14 protein-coding genes and 1 tRNA gene are annotated in these 18,211 nt (G+C 69.1%); 12 read left to right on the forward strand and 3 right to left on the reverse strand.

Annotated elements, in window-relative coordinates:
• From RAC81_RS00145 to RAC81_RS00165, 5 genes are all read left to right on the forward strand, one after another.
• Positions 1–2,901, forward strand: coding sequence for a UPF0182 family protein (locus RAC81_RS00145; protein ID WP_375080413.1), 2,901 nt, complete (start codon positions 1–3; stop codon positions 2,899–2,901).
• Between the two features lie 165 nt (positions 2,902–3,066).
• Positions 3,067–3,891: a nitrilase-related carbon-nitrogen hydrolase gene (locus RAC81_RS00150; RefSeq protein ID WP_375080414.1), complete on the forward strand. Its 825-nt coding sequence runs from the start codon at positions 3,067–3,069 to the stop codon at positions 3,889–3,891.
• A gap of 55 nt (positions 3,892–3,946) precedes the next feature.
• Complete coding sequence (locus tag RAC81_RS00155) at positions 3,947–5,443, forward strand: purine-cytosine permease family protein (RefSeq protein WP_375080415.1); 1,497 nt, start codon at positions 3,947–3,949, stop codon at positions 5,441–5,443.
• A gap of 147 nt (positions 5,444–5,590) precedes the next feature.
• Positions 5,591–6,808 (forward strand): MFS transporter, encoded by a 1,218-nt coding sequence (locus tag RAC81_RS00160; RefSeq protein WP_375080977.1) that lies wholly within the window; start codon positions 5,591–5,593, stop codon positions 6,806–6,808.
• A gap of 232 nt (positions 6,809–7,040) precedes the next feature.
• Entirely contained in the window at positions 7,041–7,592 is a 552-nt protein-coding gene (locus RAC81_RS00165; RefSeq protein WP_375080416.1) for a DUF6875 domain-containing protein, read from the forward strand.
• A gap of 46 nt (positions 7,593–7,638) precedes the next feature.
• Here RAC81_RS00165 and RAC81_RS00170 read toward each other — a convergent pair.
• A tRNA-Met gene (locus RAC81_RS00170) sits at positions 7,639–7,712 on the reverse strand.
• Positions 7,713–7,793: 81 nt separating this feature from the next.
• On the opposite strand from RAC81_RS00170, the gene RAC81_RS00175 reads away from it, so the two are divergent.
• Complete coding sequence (locus RAC81_RS00175; RefSeq protein WP_375080417.1) at positions 7,794–8,600, forward strand: carbon-nitrogen hydrolase family protein; 807 nt, start codon at positions 7,794–7,796, stop codon at positions 8,598–8,600.
• A 25-nt stretch (positions 8,601–8,625) separates the two neighbouring features.
• On the opposite strand, the gene RAC81_RS00180 is transcribed toward RAC81_RS00175, so the two are convergent.
• Entirely contained in the window at positions 8,626–9,825 is a 1,200-nt protein-coding gene (locus RAC81_RS00180; RefSeq protein WP_375080418.1) for an aminotransferase class I/II-fold pyridoxal phosphate-dependent enzyme, read from the reverse strand.
• Between the two features lie 100 nt (positions 9,826–9,925).
• Here RAC81_RS00180 and RAC81_RS00185 point away from each other — a divergent pair, with 100 nt between their 5' ends.
• Genes RAC81_RS00185 through RAC81_RS00195 form a run of 3 tightly spaced genes read left to right on the forward strand, consistent with a single transcriptional unit; the run spans position 9,926 to position 14,306 of the window.
• Positions 9,926–11,566 carry a trypsin-like peptidase domain-containing protein gene (locus RAC81_RS00185; RefSeq protein WP_375080419.1) on the forward strand — a complete coding sequence of 547 codons (1,641 nt, stop codon included), beginning with the start codon at positions 9,926–9,928 and terminating at the stop codon, positions 11,564–11,566.
• A gap of 56 nt (positions 11,567–11,622) precedes the next feature.
• A complete protein-coding gene (locus RAC81_RS00190) occupies positions 11,623–12,873 on the forward strand; it encodes a CDP-glycerol glycerophosphotransferase family protein (protein WP_375080420.1) in 1,251 nt (416 codons plus the stop codon).
• Positions 12,870–14,306, forward strand: a complete 1,437-nt coding sequence (locus tag RAC81_RS00195) for a CDP-glycerol glycerophosphotransferase family protein (RefSeq protein WP_375080421.1) — start codon at positions 12,870–12,872, stop codon at positions 14,304–14,306. Before RAC81_RS00190 ends, RAC81_RS00195 begins: the two co-directional genes overlap by 4 nt.
• 21 nt (positions 14,307–14,327) lie before the next feature.
• Here RAC81_RS00195 and RAC81_RS00200 read toward each other — a convergent pair whose 3' ends face one another.
• Positions 14,328–15,353 carry a glycosyltransferase gene (locus RAC81_RS00200; RefSeq protein WP_375080978.1) on the reverse strand — a complete coding sequence of 342 codons (1,026 nt, stop codon included), beginning with the start codon at positions 15,351–15,353 and terminating at the stop codon, positions 14,328–14,330.
• A 142-nt stretch (positions 15,354–15,495) separates the two neighbouring features.
• Here RAC81_RS00200 and RAC81_RS00205 point away from each other — a divergent pair, with 142 nt between their 5' ends.
• Genes RAC81_RS00205 through RAC81_RS00215 form a run of 3 tightly spaced genes read left to right on the forward strand, consistent with a single transcriptional unit; the run spans position 15,496 to position 18,158 of the window.
• Positions 15,496–16,776 (forward strand): CDP-glycerol glycerophosphotransferase family protein, encoded by a 1,281-nt coding sequence (locus RAC81_RS00205; RefSeq protein WP_375080422.1) that lies wholly within the window; start codon positions 15,496–15,498, stop codon positions 16,774–16,776.
• Between the two features lie 2 nt (positions 16,777–16,778).
• Complete coding sequence (locus tag RAC81_RS00210) at positions 16,779–17,549, forward strand: biotin--[acetyl-CoA-carboxylase] ligase (RefSeq protein WP_375080423.1); 771 nt, start codon at positions 16,779–16,781, stop codon at positions 17,547–17,549.
• A 54-nt stretch (positions 17,550–17,603) separates the two neighbouring features.
• Entirely contained in the window at positions 17,604–18,158 is a 555-nt protein-coding gene (locus RAC81_RS00215) for a PH domain-containing protein (protein WP_375080424.1), read from the forward strand.
• Positions 18,159–18,211 lie beyond the last annotated feature (53 nt).

An 18,211-nucleotide genomic window follows, 5' to 3' on the forward strand; every position in this document is an offset into this window, starting at 1 on the left:
GTGACCTCGACTTCCGCACCGAACCCGGCCACTCCTCGAACCTCGCGAAGAATCTTCGGCATCTCGTTGGCGATCATCGCCGCGCTGATCGCCGTCTTCTTCGTCTTCTCGTCGCTCTTCACCGAGTACCTCTGGTTCGACCAGCTGGGCTTCACGAACGTGCTCACGACGCAGTGGATCGCGACGGTGACCATGTTCGTCGTCGGGTTCCTCGGCATGGCGGTACCGCTGTTCGTCGCGATCCAGCTCGCCTACCGGCTGCGTCCGGTGTACGTGCGGCTGAGCTCGCAGCTCGACCGCTACCAGGAGGTCATCGAGCCCCTCCGCCGCCTCGCGATGTGGGGCATGCCGATCTTCTTCGGCCTCTTCGCCGGCTTCTCGGCCGCCAGCCAGTGGAAGACCGTCTGGCTCTGGGCGAACGGCGTGGCGACCGACACCACGGATCCGCAGTTCGGGGTCGACACCGGCTTCTACATGTTCGCGATGCCGTTCTACTCGATCCTGCTCGCGTTCGTCTCCGCGGTGCTGCTGCTGACGCTCATCGTCACGGCGCTGGTGTCGTACCTGTACGGCTCGGTGCGCATCGGCCAGGGCGAGCTGCGCATCTCGAAGGCGGCGCGCATCCAGCTCGCGGTGACCGCGGGTCTCTACCTCCTCGTGCAGGCCGTCAGCCTCTGGCTCGACCGCTACAAGACGCTGGTGAGCCCCGACGACCGCATCGTCGGCCCGGCCTACACGGGCGTCAACGCGACGATCCCCGGTCTCGCGATCCTCGCGATCATCGCCGCGATCGTGGCCGTGCTGTTCTTCGTCACCGCCGTGATCGGCCGCTGGCGGTTCCCGCTCGCGGCGACGGCGCTCCTGATCATCGCCTCGCTCGTCGTCGGCGTCGGCTACCCGTGGGCGGTCACGACCTTCCAGGTGCGCCCGAACCAGAACGCCTACCAGGCCGAGTTCTATCAGCGGAACATCGACGGCACCAAGGAGGCGTACGGCGTCGCCGACCTCGAGACCACGCCGTTCGAAGCCGAGACCGACGCCGAGGCCGGCCAGCTCCGTGCCGACGCCGAGACGACGGCATCCATCCGCATCGTCGATCCGGCCGTCATCAGTCCGACCGTCCGACAGCTCGAGCAGTACCGCGGCTACTACCAGTTCCAGGAGAACATGGACGTCGACCGGTACGAGATCGACGGGCAGATGCAGGACACGGTGGTGTCGGTGCGCGACCTCGACATGGCCGGCGTCGACGTGTCGAACTGGAACAACCGCGCCGCGGTCTACACCCACGGCTACGGTCTCGTCGCGGCGGCGGGCAACCAGCGCACGAGCGACGGCGAGCCCGTCTTCCTCGAGCGCGGCATCCCCTCGTCGGGATTCCTGACCGACCAGGAGAACTTCGAGCCTCGCGTGTACTTCGGCGAGAACTCGCCGGAGTACTCGATCGTCGGAGCGCCCGACGGGTCGGATCCCGTCGAGATCGATTACCCGCGCGGCAAGGACGGGTCGAGCGAGACGAAGACGACGTTCGAGGGCGACGGCGGCCCGAAGATCGGCAACACGTTCACGAAGCTCCTCTACGCGCTGAAGTTCCAGTCCGAGCAGATCCTGTTCTCGAACCTGGTGAACGAGGACTCGCAGATCCTGTACGACCGCGATCCGAAGACGCGGGTGCAGAAGGTCGCGCCGTACCTCGAGCTCGACAGCGACCCGTACCCGAGCGTCGTGGACGGTCGCATCGTCTGGATCATCGACGGCTACACCACGAGCTCGTCGTACCCCTACTCGACGAACGTGAGCCTGTCCGAGGCGATCGCCGACTCGAACCTCCCGTCGCCGTCCCTCGCGATCGACGAGATCAACTACATCCGCAACTCGGTCAAGGCGACCGTGGACGCCTACGACGGATCCGTCACGCTGTACGCGTGGGACGACCAGGACCCGGTGCTGCAGACGTGGCAGAAGATCTACCCGTCGACGCTCAAGCCGGTCAGCGAGATGTCGGGCGACCTCATGAGCCACGTGCGGTACCCGACCGACCTGTTCAAGGTGCAGCGCGACATCCTCGGGATCTATCACATCAACACGGCAGGCTCCTTCGCACAGCAGGACAACCGGTGGCAGACGCCGAACGACCCGCGCAGCGACTCGGTGCTCCAGCCGCCGTACTACCTGACGATGCAGATGCCCGGGCAGGACTCCCCGCGGTTCTCGATGTTCTCGACGTTCATCCCGAGCGCCTCGGGCAGCGGCGGAAACCGTGACGTGCTGATGGGATACCTCGCCGTCGACTCCGACGCCGGATCGGAAGCAGGAAAGAAGTCGGAGGGCTACGGCCAGCTGCGGATGCTGGAGATCGACACCGACACCACGGTGCCGGGTCCCGGTCAGGTGCAGAACACGTACAACTCGGACACGTCCGTGGTGCCGCAGCTGAACCTGCTGCAGCAGGGCGAGTCGCAGGTGATCTACGGCAACCTGCTCACTCTCCCCGTGGGTGGCGGTCTGCTCTACGTGCAGCCGGTGTACGTGCAGTCGTCCGAGGGCACGAAGCTGCCGCGTCTGCAGAAGGTGCTGGTCGCCTTCGGTGACAAGGTCGCGTTCGAGGACACCCTGACGGCGGCGCTCGACGCACTGTTCGGCGGTGACTCGGGTGCGACCGGCGGCGACGACCAGGTGGAACCGACGCAGCCGGATCCGGACACCGGCGAGGTGCCGACGACCGAGCCGACGACGCCGACGGATGCCGAGGCCGATGCGCTGGCGGAGGCGCAGCAGGCGCTGCTCGACCGCGACGCGGCGCTGAAGTCGGGCGACCTCACGAAGTTCGCCGAGGCCGACAAGAGATTGACGGACGCCGTCAACACGCTCCTCGAGCTGGAAGGCGCATCGGGGGAGTAACTCCTCGCGCCGAGCCGCGCGTCCCGCAGCCGACGGATTCGATCCGACGGCAGCGGGGCGCGCGGCTTCGTGCATCGCGGCCGACCGCGTCCATCGGCGAACCCGATGGGGACCACAGGATCGGTGGGATGGGACGATGCCACTTCGCGTCCTACTGTTGCTGACATGACGGTCTCCTCTGCGCGCACGATCGAGGCGATCGCCCTGAGCCCGATGATCGAGGTCGGCGACGTGGAGGGGAATCTGCGGCGCCTCGCCGACGCCCTGTCCGCGTTCGACGACGACACTCCACGCCTGGTCGTCGCGCCTGAGCTCGCCACCAGCGGCTACGTCTTCGCGGACCGTGACGAGGCCGTGCGCCTCGCGATGCCCCGCGACGACGACCGGCTGCGCCGATTGGCTTCTCGGCTCGGCTCGCACACGGTCGCCGTGGTCGGGTTCGCGGAGGTCGACGGCGACGACCTCTACAACTCCGCCGCGGTGCTGACGCGCGAGGGAGTGCTCGCGGTCTATCGCAAGTCGCACCTCTGGGGTGAGGAGAAGCTCGTCTTCACCCCGGGGACGGATGCCGGAATGATCGTCGACACGGCCGTCGGACTCCTGGGTGTCGCGATCTGCTACGACAACGAGTTCCCCGAGGTGCCGCGCGCCCTCGCCCTTTCCGGCGCCGACCTGCTGGCTCTGCCTGTGAACTGGCCTCTGGTTCCGCGCCCCGCGGGGGAGCGGCCGCCCGAGACGATCCAGGCCATGGGCGCAGCGCGATCGTCGCGGCTGCCCACGGTGATCGCGGACCGTCACGGCGCCGAGCGCGGGGTCGAGTGGACCGGTGGCACCGCGGTGATCGACGGGGAGGGTTGGGTCGTCGCGGAGGAGGGCGACGGCGCCGCGACCGCGATCCTGCAGATCACGACCGGCGACAAGGGGCTGGGCCCGCACAACGACCTCTTCGCCGATCGCCGGCCAGACATCTACCGCGCGCACTCGTCCTGACACGCAGGCCTCGCGCCGGCATCCACCGATTCCTCACCCGAGAAGGAACCCACCCATGTCACATCAGAGCAGCGGTCTCCCCGAGCCCGGCGTCGCGCAGACCGAGGTCGCACTGCCCGCGACCAGCGGCATCGAGGTCAAGTCCATCGACTGGGTGCCGTTGACCGAGCGCACCGGCACACCGTCGAGTCTGTTCTCGCTGTGGTTCATGTCGAACGCGAACCTCACCACCCTGGCGACCGGGATGGTCGGCGTCGCGATGGGCGCGAACTTCCTCGTCTCGGTCGTCGCCATCGTGCTGGGCGTGTGCGTCGGCACGGTCTTCACGGCCTTCCACTCCGCGCAGGGGCCGCAGCTGGGGCTGCCGCAGATGATCCAGTCCCGCGCCCAGTTCGGCTACCGCGGGGTCGCGATCGTGTGCCTCGTGGTGGTCGCGAGCATCGTCGGCTTCAACATCTTCAACCAGCTGCTCGCAGGGCAGGTGCTCACGACCACGACCGGCGTCGACGCGGGCGCCTGGTGGTACGTGCTCATCACGGCTCTCGCGTTGACTCTCGCGATCGTCGGCTATCACTGGATCCACCGGGTGCAGAAGTGGCTGACCTGGCTGTTCCTCGCCACGTTCGGCGTGTTCACCGTGGTCGCGATCTTCGTGCTGCCCCTCCCGGCCGCGGACTTCTCGTTCGCGGAGATGAACTGGCCGGCGTTCCTCGTGCAGTTCGCTGCCGCTGCGGCCTACGCGCTCGGCTGGGCGCCGTACGTCTCCGACTACTCGCGCTACCTGCCTCCGCAGACGAGCCCGAGCAAGGCTCTCTTCCACACCGCTTCGGGCGTGATCGTCGGGGCCGGCTGGCTCATGATCCTCGGAGCGTTCGTGGCGTCGCTGTTCACGGAGGCCGACCCGGTCGAGGCGATCGCCGCGGCCGCAGACGCGATCCTGCCGGGGCTCGGCCCCGTGCTGTTGTGGTCGGCGCTGCCCGCGCTCATCACGGTCATCACGATCAACATCTACGCCGCGAGCATCGAGCTGATCACGGTCGCCGATTCGTTCCGTCCCGTGCGTCCGACACGGATGACCCGCATCGTCGCGTGCTCGCTCGTGGGGCTCGGCGGTCTGCTGGGTGCCGCGTTCTCGACGGGGGAGTTCCTCGATTCCTTCGGCAGCTTCCTCGTCGTGCTGCTGTACGTGCTGGTGCCGTGGACCTCGGTCAACCTCGTCGACTACTACCTGGTGCGTCGCGGGTGCTACGCGGTCGCGGAGATGTTCCGCCCGCACGGCCTCTACGGCGCATGGGGCTGGCGCGGCATCACGGCCTACGTCGTCGGCATCGTCGCGATGATCCCCTTCGTCGTCACGACCTGGTTCAGCGGTCCGGTGGCGACCGCCATCGGCGGCATCGACATCGCTCTGTTCGTCGGCCTCATCGCCTCGGCGATCGCCTACGTCGTCCTCGCGCGCGGTCTCGACCTGGACGCCGAGAAGAGGCTCGCCCGCGAGGAGGCGGATGCCGCCGGCGTGCGCTCCGTGAGCTTCGGCGCCGACCGCGGCTGACAGGCGCTTCGCAATACATTCCGGCATTCCGGAACGCTGTCCGCGTCGTCGTCGCGCGAGCTGCTCCAGCCACCTAACGTGCTGAACGACCACCATCGTGGTCGAGGAGATGCGACACGGGCGAAAGCCCACTAGCGGTTGGAAGTGGTGACGGCACCATCTCGAGCGGAGCGGGCCCTCTTGGGAGGGTCCGCTCTTTCGGCGTTCGGAACCGGGCTGACATTCCCCTACCTCCTGATCTACCTCGTGGAGTTGATCGAGATTCCCCTGCATGTGGCCGCCGTGAGTCTCGCTGTACCAGCCGTTGCAGGGCTCATCGGGATCGCATCCATCGGCCCCGCCATCGACCGTGTCGGACCACTGCGGTTCGCTGCGCTGGTTTCCTCGCTGAGCGCGCTCGAGTGCGGAGTTCTGGCTCTGAGCGGTCCCTCCAGTGTCTGGATGGCGCTCATCGGCGTCGTCGCACTCGAATGCGGCATGTCCATGACTGGAACAGCGCTTCAGGCTGTGGTCGGTTTGCTGGTCGTGCCGGATCGCCGGTCGCGATTCTTCAGCGCGCAGGCAGGGTGGTCGAACGCGCTCTTCGCACTGGGCACGGCCGTTTCCTCGCTGGCGGTCGCGGAGCACGGCGTGAGCATCTCGGCAGCGATGTTCGGCGTCAACGCCATCAGCTACGTCGCGTTGGGAGTCATGTTCGCCGTTCTCGCGCGATCGGGATCGCGGGCGGCGAGACCTGACGATTGTCGCGGCAGTGTCCGTCACTACGTCGCCTCTATCGGTATCCCGCTTCGTGATCCTTTGTTCCTCCGGCTTGTGGTGCTCACGTTCTTCATCTCACTCGTGATCATGAATCAGAGCGAATACGCGTACCCGGCCTTCGCCGCCGGCTCGAGCCTTCAACCGTGGGTCGGATTCGGCTTCACGATCGGCTCGATCGCCGCTGCGCTCACTCAAATCCTTGCCGCTCCGCACCTGAAGGCACGGCTCAATCGCGTGTACGTGACTGTCGCAGCGATGACCGTCGCAGTGTCGTGGGGGCTGCTGTGGGCAGGGGCGTGGGGCGGGGCGGGATTCCTCCTGAGCTTCGCGGCGCTGCAGAGCGTGGGCGAAGCTCTCATCATCGCCGTGGTGCCCGCCATCGTCCTCGCGGCGGCCTCGGAGTCTCAGGTGGGAAAGTACATGGCGTTGAACTCCTTCGCTTTTCAGTCCGGACGCGCCGCAGCGCCACTACTGGTCGGCGTCATTGCAATCGGGGCCAAGGAGATGATCCCGCTATGGGTCGCACTGGGGTCGATTTTGGTCGGCATCGCGGCGATGCGCGTTCTGCGAGCCGCTCCCCGCTCGGCCAGGGGAGACCAGCCGTGAATATGCAGCCCTGGGATACGTTCGATGATGCCTCAGCCCCATGTGACGACTATCCGTGGCTCCGGGAATCCATCGCGTTGGTGCGACCCTACCTGGAAGAGTTCCTCGTCTCGCGTCATCCGCTGCGGGCCGGTCCCGTTTGTCCGTTCATGCCGTCGGCGTTGCGAGCGCGTCAAGTCTTCTTCGCTGTGGGCGACGTCGCTCGAGCTCACGTCTCGAGTCACGTCGAACCATGGAGATCGCTCGGAAGGTCTGGGCAGGCGAGAAGGGCAGATTTAGATACTCTGCCCTCGTCATCCTCTACCCGATGTCATCCTCGTCCGAGTTCGTCAGCGAAGTGCAGCGCAGAGCCAAAGTCGCCGCCATCCGGGAGAGCTTGATGGTCGGGGCGCTCTTCGCGCACAACAATGCTGAAAGCGTGCATGGAGACGACTATTTTCCGCTGCGAACGCCGGTCCCCACGATCGTCTATCGGGACATGGTGCCGTTCGACCTTCTGTTCTTGAACGAGCCGCGATTCAGCGCACGACGTCGTGCCGAATTTCTTCGCCGATACATTGAGCAGTACGAGAACGCGAAATACGGCTGGGAGCGTGAGGGTGTCGAATCCGCCCGCAGGCAGCTTCAGGAGTGCGAGCGGATGATCGAGCGAGGCGACAAGGTCGCGGCTGCCGTCCTGGCGCTCAGTGTTGCGGTCGGGACCGCGATCGCAGCCGTCGCCGTCGGAGCGGTTCCGAGCCAAACGGCGGTCAAGTGGCGTCGATCAGTCCGACGTACGTCGTGAAATGCGAAAGAGGCCCGATCCTCGCGGATCGGGCCTCTTTCTCTTGTTGCGGGGACAGGATTTGAACCTGCGACCTCCGGGTTATGAGCCCGGCGAGCTACCGAACTGCTCCACCCCGCGGCACAAGGAATAACCTATCACGGATATCGGAGGTGCGCGAATCGAGCCCGACTCGCCGGGCGTGTGGGGGAGGATGAGCACATGACTTCCGCCGCCGTGCCCGTCGCCGTCTGCCAGTTCGCTCCCACCGACTCCCGCGAGCGGAATCGCGAGCGCGTCGCCGAGCTGACCGCACAGGCGGCGGCCAGGGGCGCCCGGCTCGTCGTCTTCCCCGAGTACTCGAGTTACTTCGTCGACCCGATGGACGAGTCGCTGGCCGCGAACGCCGAGACGCTGGACGGAGAGTTCGTGTCGACGCTGTGCGCCGCGGCATCCGACCACGGCGTGGTGATCGTCGCCGGGCTCGTGGAGCAGGCCTCGGACGGCCGGCACGTGCGCAACACGCTCGTCGCGGTGCGTGGCGACGGGATCCTCGCCACCTACCGCAAGCAACACCTGTACGACGCCTTCGGGCAGACGGAGTCGGACTGGGTCGAGGCCGGCGACCTCGACGCTGCCGCGACCTTCGAGGTCGCCGGTATCCGCTTCGGACTGATGACCTGCTACGACCTGAGGTTCCCCGAGGTCGCGCGCACCCTGGTCGACGACGGGGCCGACGCGCTGGTCGTGCCGGCCGAATGGGTCCGCGGCCCCCTCAAGGAGCACCACTGGACGACGCTGCTCGCCGCCCGCGCCATCGAGAACACCGCGTACGTGATCTCCGCCGACCACCCGACGCCGATCGGCGTGGGGCACTCGCAGATCGTCGATCCGCAGGGCGTGGTGCTCGCAGGAGCCGGCACGACCGAGGGCATCGCGGTCGCCACGGTCGAGGCGGCCTCGATCGAACGCGTCCGCGCCCTGAACCCGTCACTGCGGGTGCGGCGCTATCGCGTGGTGCCCGCCTGAGTCGGGCACCGCTGGACGAGGGCCGTCAGAAACCCGCGGCCAGTCTCGCCGCGGCATCCTCCAGCACCTCGACGCGCTTGCACGCCGCGAAGCGCACCAGTCCTGCGTAGTCGTCGCGATGCTCCGGTGAGACGAAGGCCGTGAGGGGGATCGCGACGACGCCGGCCCGCTCCGGCAGCGAGCGGCAGAAGGCCGCGGCATCCGCTCCGCCGAGCTCCGACGCGTCGGCCACCGTGAAGTAGCCGCCCTGCGGCGGGTGCACGGTGAAGCCGGCTGCGCGCAGCCCGGCGCCCAGGATCTCGTGCTTGCGGGCGAGTGTGCGCGCGGCATCCGCGAAGAAGTCGTCGCCCAGACGAAGCCCCACGGCCACGGCAGGCTGGAACGGCGAGCCGTTGACGTAGGTCAGGTACTGCTTCACGGTCAAGACGGCGGTGATGAGCTCGGCCGGTCCGTGCACCCACCCGATCTTCCAGCCGGTCGCCGAGAACGTCTTGCCCGCCGAGGAGATCGTGAGAGTGCGCTCCGCCGCTCCGGGGAGCGTGGCGATCGGCGTGTGCGGGGCGTGGAAGGACAGGTGCTCGTACACCTCGTCCGTCACGATGACCGCGTCGTGCTGCTCAGCGAGACGGACGACCTCCGCCAGCACCGACCGATCGAAGATCGTGCCGGTGGGGTTGTGCGGGTCGTTGACGAGGATGACGCGGGTCCGGTCGGTCACCGCGTGAGCCAGCTGCTCCAGGTCCGGCTGGAAATCCGGTGCGCGGAGGGGGACGGTCCGCAGCCGCGCGCCCGCCAGAGCGACGGCGGCCGCGTACGAGTCGTAGTAGGGCTCGAACACCACGACCTCGTCGTCGGGGCCGTCGATCAGCGCGAGCAGGGTCGCCGTGAGGGCCTCGGTCGCCCCGGCGGTCACGATGACTTCGCGCTGAGGATCCACCTCGAGCCCGTAGAACCGCCTCTGATGCTCGCTGATCGCGGCGAGCAGGTCCGGGATGCCGCGACCAGGCGGGTACTGGTTCTCGCCGCGGGAGATCGCGGCTCTGGCCGCCTCGAGAACCTCGGTCGGACCGTCCTCATCGGGAAAGCCCTGACCCAGATTGATCGCACCGGTTCGGGCCGCTGCCGCCGACATCTCTGCGAAGATCGTAGGTGCGACGGAACCGTCTGGTGCGAGCAGTCCGGCTCCTGCTGCCGTGCGCCGCCATGCGCCGGGGATGACACTCATGAACAACAGGCTAAGGCCATAGCGGAAACTCATCCTCGACATACGAAACGCACAGATACGAGGCGCACTCTGAAGGGGCGTTGTTGAAGGAGCACACACCATGAACGAAGACACCACCCCCGACCAGCCGGCACCCGCGTCGCACGACGCCGTGCCGTCCGCCCCGGCATCGTCCGACGTCGACCGTTCGACGACGGATGCCGCCACCACTCAGACCCCCTCGGGAGCGAGCGCCGCCGCAGGCCCCGCCTCCGGCATCCCCGCCTCCGGCATCCCGGCTGCCCCCGGCCGCGGCCACGAGGTGCCCTCGACGTTCACGTCGTCGCAGCCCGCTGCTCCGACGTTCGAGGCCCCGGCCGCGCATCTCGGCCAGGCGCCCGCCGCGCCGCAGGCACCATACGGCGCGCCGACCCCGCAGGGGCCGTCTCACCAGGGCCCGACCCACCAGGCGACCGCGACCGCCCCGGGCGCGGCATTCGGCATCCACACCGCTGAGTCCGTTCCGGGCGCCGCGGGAGGAGCCGTCAAGACGAAGGAGAAGCCGCGCGCTGGGGTCAAGTTCGCCGCGCTCGTCGTCGCTGCGGCCCTCGTCGGCGGTGTCGCCGGCTTCGGCGGCGGCGCGATCCTCACGGGGATCTCCAACGAGAACACCACGGGCGTCGCCCAGGGACCCGAGACCGTCACGGTCAACAACCCCGGGTCCGTCAACGAGACGACCGCTGTCGCCACCGCCGCGTTGCCGTCGGTCGTGACGATCGAGGTCGCCGGTGCGAACGAGGCGGGAAGCGGCTCGGGCGTGATCATCAGCAAGGACGGCTACGTCCTCACCAACACGCACGTCGTGACCCTCGGGGGAGCGGTTGCCGACCCGACGATCCGCGTCACCACCTCGGACGGACGCATCTTCTCGGCGACCGTGGTCGGCACCGACCCCATCTACGACCTCGCTGTCATCAAGCTGACCGACGCGGAGGACCTCACACCGATCGACTTCGCCGACTCGTCGAAGCTCAACGTCGGCGACACCGCCGTGGCGCTGGGCGCTCCGCTGGGCCTGTCGAACTCGGTCACGACCGGAATCGTCAGCGCGCTCAATCGCAGCATCCAGATCCAGTCGTCGGCCCTTCCCGACTCGTCGTCGGAGGATGCCCCGCAGGAGCAGCAGTCGCCCGAGGAGGGTGACGGTCAGGGGCCGTTCCAGTTCGACCTCCCCGGCAACGGCTCGCAGCAGAGCTCGGAGAGCATCTCCATCGCCGTGATTCAGACGGATGCCGCGATCAACCACGGCAACTCGGGCGGAGCCCTCGTCAACAGCAAGGGCGAGCTGATCGGCATCAATGTCGCGATCGCGGGTTCGGGCAGCTCGGAGGAGTCCGGGTCGATCGGCATCGGCTTCGCGATCCCCTCGAACATCGCCCAGCGCGTCTCGGAGGAGATCATCGCCGACGGCGCCGCGACGCACGGACTCCTCGGCGCGTCGGTCCGTGACGCCGCGAGCGCCGAGGACGCCTCGGTCTCCGGTGCCTACATCGCCGATGTGACGGGCGGGGGTGCTGCTGCCGCCGCCGGCCTCAAGGCCGACGACATCGTCACCGCGTTCAACGGGGTGCCGATCACGAGCGCGAACGACCTCACCGCGCAGGTCCGGGCAGCGGCCGCGGGCAGCGATGCCAAGGTCACGTACATCCGCGGCGGCAAGGAGTACGAGATCGACGTGACGCTCGGCGAACTCGCCGGCTGACCCGACGACGCTCCTTCGCTCGCAGACAGGACGCCACCCCGCGATAGGCTCGCGGGGTGGCGTCCTTCTCGTTCGGATCCGGCAACGCGGCCAAGCTGCTGCGGATCCCGCTCTACCTCGTAGGGCGCATCGGCACCTTCCTCGTGCCGCGGGGCGGGCGCTGGGTCTTCGGCTGCGGAGCGGGCATCGGCGACGGCGCCCTCGCCCTGCAGCGGCTCGCAGCCGCGCAGGGGCACGACACCCTGTGGTTGACCTTGTCCGAGCGGGAGGAGCGCGACGCTGCGGCGCTCGGCATCCGCACCGTTCCGAAGTCGGGCCTCCGCGGGTGGTGGGCCACCGCGCGAGCGGGAGTCGTCGTGGTCACGCACGGGCTCGGCGATGTGAACCGCTACGCGAACTCCGGCGCTTTCGTCGTGCAGCTCTGGCACGGCATCCCGCTCAAGCGCATCGGCCTGGATTCCCCGGCGACCACGCAGGTTCCCGCGGTCCCCGGGGCTCCGCTGCTGCGCACACTGGTGGCGTTGCTCTACCGGCGTGCCGCGCAGCGCATCCGCGTCCTCCCGGCGGCGTCCCATCGGTCGCGCGGACGGCTCGAGTCGGCCTTCGGCCTCCCCGGCGATCGGGTCGTCGTCACGGGCGAGCCGCGCGTCGACGTGCTGTCGGCCGGGGAACCCGCCGAGCGGCGCGCAGCGGCATCCGCTCTCCTGCAGCGCACGGTCGGCGACCTGTCCGGCGCCCGCACCGTGCTGTACGCGCCGACCTGGCGCGACGGCGCCCCCGACCCCGCGGTGCCGAGCCCCGATCAGTGGACGCGGATCGTCCGAGCTCTCGATGAGCACGACGTGGTTCTCCTCGTGCGGTCGCACCCGCTGGGAGAGGGGCAGTACAGCCCGCCGACCCCGACCGATCGGGTGCGGATGCTCGGCGCGAGCGTTCTCGCCGACGTGACCCCCGCCCTGCCCGCCGTCGATGTGCTCATCACCGATTACTCGTCCCTCGCGTACGACGTCGGATTGCTCGGGATGCCGGTGGTCTACCTGGCGCCGGACGCCGAGGAGTATGCCGAAACGCGAGGATTCTACGGCCGTTTCGAAGACGTCGCGGGCGAGGACGCGGCGCGGGACTGGGACGATGTGGTCGTGCAGCTGACGACGCTCCTCGACGACGAGAGCGCCTTCCGGGCGAGGTCGGATCGTTCCGCTGCGCTCAGCGCGGAGATGCACGCCTTCCGCGACGGCGGCAACACCCGTCGCGTGTATGACAGGATCCGTGCGCGGGGAGTCCCCGCGCCGAAGGGAGCAGTATGACCACCGCCCAGATCGACGAGGCGGCGGAGGCCCTCGTTGTCACGGGGACCGGGGAGCGTCCGGCCGAGGCGACTCTCGTGGGACCCCGCGCGCGCGTCGACGGCCGCATCACCGGCGGCGGCAAGACCTGGAAGGCGACCTTCCCGCTCCGTGCCTCCCGTTGGGGCGGGGCAGAGCTTCCGCTGCCGTCCGGCGACTACCGCATCGGGATCGCCGGCGTCGACCTCGACGACCTCGCCCTCGCCCCGCGCCTCCTCCCGGGCCTGCGTATCGCCGTGGACAAGTCGGTCGCCCGGGTGGCCGCGCCGATCGACCCCGTCTACGAGACCGCCGAGGGGCAGTCCACGCTCGAGGGACGCTACGTCACCCACTCCGGAGCGACCGAGAACGCGGTGTTCTTCGAGAGCTTCTACGGCAGGAGTGTCGGCTGCAACCCGCGGGCGATCGATCGCGCTCTCGCCGCGCAGGCCCCGTCCGTGACCCGCTACTGGAGCGTCGTCGATCTGTCAGTGGCGGTGCCCGACGGCGCGATCGCGGTCGTCGAGGGCAGCCCGGAATGGTGGCGCGCCCGAGCCGGGTCGAAGCTGCTCGTCGTGAACGACTGGTTGCGGCGCCGGTTCGCGCGCAAGCCGGGGCAGCGGGTGCTGCAGACCTGGCACGGCACGCCCCTCAAACGGCTCGCGCTGCACCGGCCGGGGTTCGATCCGCGGCGCATGGCTGCGGTCGTCAAGGAGTCCCGCCGCTGGGACGTGCTGCTCGCGCAGAACACCTACGCCGAGCGCGTCCTCCGCAAGGCCTATGCGTTCTTCGGGCGTCCGATCTGGGTCGAGGGGTATCCGCGCAACGATGCGCTCGTCACGGGTGACCCCGCCGCCATCCGTTCCGCGCTCGGCATCGGCGAGCAGGAGCACGTGCTGCTCTACGCCCCCACGTGGCGCGACGACCGCGCAGAGATGGTGGACTTCGTCGACCCGGAGCTGCTCGCGCGGCAGACCGACTCCGTCGTGCTCGTGCGCGGTCATTCGCGCACGATCGACACGGATCGCGACCGCGACGGAGCCCGCGTGATCGACGTCACCGGCTACCCCGAGACCTCGCAGCTGCTCCTCGCCGCGGACGCGCTCATCACCGACTACTCCTCGGTGATGTTCGACTACAGCGTCACGGGCAAGCCGATGTTCTTCCTCGTGCCCGATCTCGACCACTACCGCGGTCAGCTTCGCGGCTTCTACTTCGATCTCGAGACGCGTGCCCCCGGCCCGCTGGTCCGCACGCAGGAGGAGCTCGTGGCCGCGCTCGCCGACGACGGGATCGAGGCCGCCTACGCGTCGCGCTACGCGGCCTGGCGCGCGCAGTTCAACGGCCGAGACGACGGTCACGCCGCAGAGCGCGTCGTCGCTCGCATCCTCGATCAGGGCTTCGTCACCCGCTGACGTGCGTCGCGCCGGCGGGCATCAGGGGAGTGGCGTGTTCCTGGTGCCCAGTCTCGATGCGTCGACCGTGTCACGCGCACCGCGCAGCACGCCGCTGAGGAAACCGATGCCCCAGGAGAGATGCATGGTCGGCATCACGATCGCCGTCCACATCCGCTGACGCGGCCCTCCGCCGCCCGGGAGCGCGGCCACGGCCAGCACCAGCAGTACGTAGGCCAGAAGCGGCAGGTACAGCAGTGCGGAGAGCACCCACGAGAGCATCTGGCCGACGACGCCGGTCACCTGCAGCACGGCCAGGACGAGGGCCGCGGCGACGATCGCGACGAGCGCCGGCGGAGCGAAGAAGCGGATGCCGTTGCGGCGCCCGAACCGGCGGACGAGTTCGCCTCGCCATGCTCCTGTCGCCCGGAACTGCCGCGCGAGGCGGATCCAGCTCTCCCGGGGCCAGTACGTCACCGACAGTCGGGGGTCGAACCACACGAGGTGTCCGGCCTGGCGGATGCGGAGGTTGAGCTCCCAGTCCTCGCCGCGACGGATCGATTCGTCGAAGAGGCCTACCTCTTCGACGACCGCGCGACGCATCACGCCGAGGTACGCGGACTCCGCCTCACCCTCCTGCGTCCCGCCGTGGTAGGCGCCGCCGCCGAGGCCCACGGGGGAGTTGTACAGCCGGGCGACGGCTTTCTGGAAGGGCGTGCGGCCGTCGGCGCGCATGACGCCGCCGACGTTGGCGGCGCCGGTGCGCTCGAGGGTGGCGAGAGCGCGGGCGGCGTACCCGGGCGACAGTTCCGAATGCGCGTCGACCCGGATGATGGTGTCGTAGCGGCAGGCGCGGATCGCGGCGTTGAGGCCGACGGGGATGTGCGCCTCGGGGTTGTCGACGAGGCGGATGCGGGCATCGGCGGCGGCGAGGCGCTGAGCGAGCTCCGTCGTCCCGTCGCTCGACGGACCAAGGGCGAGCACGAGCTCGGCCGGTACCGACAGCTCCTGCGAGAGCACCGAGCCGACGGCGTGCTCGAGATAGTCGCGTTCGTTCAGCACGGGCATGACGAACGACACCCCTGCCCCTGCGGCGTCGTCTCTGTGTGGCACACCATGATCATGGCACGAGCGCTCGACCGTTCCCTGATGCGTCGCCGTCGGCGCCGCGGCGGGTCGGGCCGACCGAGCCACTCGGTATCCTGGAGGGATGGGTGCACTCTCCGACGCGAAGAAGGCCTACCGACTGCTCACGCGCGCGCTCGCCTCGCGGAAGGCCGTGCAGAGGGTGCGTCGCCGGCTCGCCGAGCGCGACCCGCACCCGGCCGGCCACTACCGGGTGGCCGTGTACTTCGCCGACGGCGACGTGAACATGTACCAGATGCGCCAGTGGTACCGTCCGCTCCTCGAGCTGTCGAAGCGCTGGCCCGTCGTCGTCCTCTCGCGTGCGGCGACCGGCGCCGACAAGCTCCTGGACGAGGACGGTCCTCCCGTGGCCTTCGTGCCCACCGTGCGGGACCTCGAGCGCTTCGTCGCAACGCAGGACATCCGGATCGTCCTGTATGTGAATCAGAACACGCGCAACTTCCAGATGTTCCGGTACGGGCGGCGCTGGCACGTGTTCATCAACCACGGCGAGTCCGACAAGATGTACATGACGACGAACCAGTACAAGGCGTACGACTACGCCCTGGTCGCCGGCCAGGCTGCTCGCGGCAGGCTGGCCCGCACCCTCTGGGACTACGACATCGACCGTCGGACCATCGAGATCGGGCGTCCGCAGGCCGACCACTACTCGGGGGCCCTGCCGTACACCGCCGACGACCGCACGGTGGTCCTCTACGCCCCGACCTGGGAGGGCGACCGCCCGAGCGCCCACTACGGCTCCATCGCCTCGCACGGCGAGTCCCTCGCCGCCGCTGTGCTGGCGTCGCGGACCCACCGCCTCATCTACCGCCCGCACCCCCGGAGCGGTGTCGTCGACCCGGAGTACGGTGCCGCGCATCGTCGGATCCTCGCGGCGATCTCCGCCGCGAACAGCGCCGATCCCGGGGCCCAGCACGTCTACGACGACGGTCCGGAGCTCGGATGGCAGCTCGCGGCGGCCGACGTCGCCGTGGTCGACATCTCGGCGATGGTCTACGACCGCCTGGCCGTCGGGAAGCCGTTGATGATCACGCGGCCCGCCGACGAGCGCGCGGAGGTCGACACGAGCGGCTACCTCTCCGACTGCGAGTGGCTCGACGCGGACGCCGCGGCCGACATCCTCGCCCACGTCGAGAGGGTGCGTGCCGACGAGGCGGCGATCGCGCGTCTGCGCATGTGGGTGCAGCACTACTTCGGCGACACGACACCGGGTGCCGCGACCGCGAAGTTCCACGCCGCGATCGAACGGCTCATGTCCGAGTGGGACGAGTGGCAGGCGCGGGAGATCGGCGACGTCCGCGGTGACGAGGACGACGATGACGACGAGGCCGACGAGGAGGTCTGACCATGGATCTGCAGCGCACCCGCGAGATCGCATCCCGCGTCGAAGAGCTCGATGAGGTCGGATCGACCAATGCGGCGCTGCGGGTGCTCGCGACGGATGCCGACGGCTGGCCGCACCTGTCCGTGCTCCTCACCGAGAACCAGACCGCCGGACGCGGCCGACTCGACCGCACCTGGTCCGCTCCCGCCGGATCGGCGCTCGCCGCGTCGGTCGTGCTGCGTCGCCTCCCCGACGACGCGAGCGCGCGCGGCTGGATCCCGCTCGCGGCGGGTCTGGCGATGGTGGAGGCGGTCGCCGCGCAGCTCCCCGACCACGCGGTCTCGGTGAAGTGGCCGAACGACGTTCTCGTCGACGGGCGCAAGATCTGCGGCATCCTCGCCGAAGGCACGGGCGAGGCCGTGATCGTCGGCAGTGGCGTGAACACCGCGATGACGGAGGCGGAACTGCCGGTGCCCACGGCGATCTCCTTCGCGGCCCTGGGGTCGACCGCCCATGTCGACCGTCTGCTCGCGACCTATCTCGAGCAGCTGTCGGCATCGATCGAGGCGCTCGCCGAAGCCGGCGACGCGGTGTCGAGCGGACTCCACGCCGCCGTCGTCGACAGGTGCGCGACGATCGGTCTCGACGTGCGGGTCTCGCTGCCCGGCGACAGGTTCCTCGAGGGCAGGGCCGAGACGATCGACGAGGACGGACGGCTGGTCGTGCGCGCCGGCGACGAGACGCACGCCGTGTCGGCGGGAGACGTCGTGCACGTCCGCCCGGCCCAGCTCTGACACGCGGAGTCACGGGAGAGCGGGTTTGTCCGTGATCGCGGGCACAATGGAGGAGTGACCCAGCCCGTGACCCTCGGCGGCCGGCCGACGATGCCGCCGCCCGGTGTGCCGTCGGAAGAGCTGCTCATCGCGCGCTTCCGCGGTCACGCGCGTCGGCTGACGTGGTCTGCGCTCGTGCTCATCGGGGTGTTCGGCGGCACCGGGTACTTCTTCGACAACCTCCCCGAGCCGTTCGAGAACTGGATGCTGCTGAGCGCCGCGGGTGCGCTGATCCTCCTGTTGGTCGTGGTGCCGTGGATCGTCTGGTGGTCGCGCACCGTCACCGTGACGACGCGGCGCGTGATCGTGCACCACGGCATCGGCGCACGAAATCGGCAGGAGATGTCTCACGCGCGCGGTTACACGATCGGCGTACGACGCGGCGCGCTGCAGCGGATGTGGGGAGCGGGGACGATCACTCTCTCGAACGGCGTCGATGCACCGCTCCGCCTCGCGAACGTGCCGAACGTGAGGCTGGTGCACGAGACCCTCGCCGACCAGATCGAGGTCAGCCAGATCCTGGCGCACCGCGACGCGCAGTCCGTGCAGGACGGGACGCCGACCTTCTGAGCGGCTGCCTCGCACTCGTGTGAACGAGCCCCGCGCGGATGCGGAAGAATGGT

This window comes from Microbacterium sp. CR_7 (assembly GCF_041954755.1).
Classification (GTDB): Bacteria; Actinomycetota; Actinomycetes; order Actinomycetales; family Microbacteriaceae; genus Microbacterium.

Bases quoted from the DNA above. Each gene is read 5' to 3' on its own strand.
- RAC81_RS00150 (WP_375080414.1), top strand. From the start codon at position 3,067: ATGACGGTCTCCTCTGCGCGCACGATCGAGGCGATCGCCCTGAGCCCG.
- RAC81_RS00155 (WP_375080415.1), top strand. From the start codon at position 3,947: ATGTCACATCAGAGCAGCGGTCTCCCCGAGCCCGGCGTCGCGCAGACC.
- RAC81_RS00165 (WP_375080416.1), top strand. From the start codon at position 7,041: ATGGAGATCGCTCGGAAGGTCTGGGCAGGCGAGAAGGGCAGATTTAGA.
- RAC81_RS00175 (WP_375080417.1), top strand. From the start codon at position 7,794: ATGACTTCCGCCGCCGTGCCCGTCGCCGTCTGCCAGTTCGCTCCCACC.
- RAC81_RS00180 (WP_375080418.1), bottom strand. From the start codon at position 9,825: ATGAGTGTCATCCCCGGCGCATGGCGGCGCACGGCAGCAGGAGCCGGA.
- RAC81_RS00185 (WP_375080419.1), top strand. From the start codon at position 9,926: ATGAACGAAGACACCACCCCCGACCAGCCGGCACCCGCGTCGCACGAC.
- RAC81_RS00195 (WP_375080421.1), top strand. From the start codon at position 12,870: ATGACCACCGCCCAGATCGACGAGGCGGCGGAGGCCCTCGTTGTCACG.
- RAC81_RS00200 (WP_375080978.1), bottom strand. From the start codon at position 15,353: ATGCCCGTGCTGAACGAACGCGACTATCTCGAGCACGCCGTCGGCTCG.
- RAC81_RS00205 (WP_375080422.1), top strand. From the start codon at position 15,496: ATGGGTGCACTCTCCGACGCGAAGAAGGCCTACCGACTGCTCACGCGC.
- RAC81_RS00210 (WP_375080423.1), top strand. From the start codon at position 16,779: ATGGATCTGCAGCGCACCCGCGAGATCGCATCCCGCGTCGAAGAGCTC.